General features: G+C 43.4%; 1 pseudogene. It reads left to right on the top strand.

Going from position 1 to position 343, the window contains the following annotated elements:
- Nucleotides 1–343 (top strand): annotated as a pseudogene (gene secA / locus SQ11_RS16150) (preprotein translocase subunit SecA); the annotation flags it as partial.

Here is a 343-nt window from a genome sequence, read left to right as displayed (position 1 = left end):
CGCAACGAGTTGCTGGATGCCGAGCAAGGTATTTCAGAAACCGATAGTGCTATTCGTGAGAGTGTGATAAACCAACTGATTGGTCTTTATATTCCTGCACAAAGTATAGAAGAACAATGGGATGTTCCTGGGTTAGAGAAAGCTTTGGCCAGTGAATTTCTCTTGCGAATTCCCGTGCAGGAATGGTTGGAAGCTGATAGTGAACTGCATGAAGAAAATCTGCGTAGCCGTATCATGGAATCTGTGAACACCAGCTATCAGGGTAAAGTCGAACAAGTGGGTGCATCAATCATGAATCAATATGAGCGTATGGTGATGTTGCACAGTATAGATTCTGTCTCTT

The organism is Nitrosospira sp. NpAV (assembly GCF_000832065.1).
Lineage (GTDB): Bacteria > Pseudomonadota > Gammaproteobacteria > Burkholderiales > Nitrosomonadaceae > Nitrosospira.
This window is presented reverse-complemented; position numbering and strand designations above follow the sequence as displayed.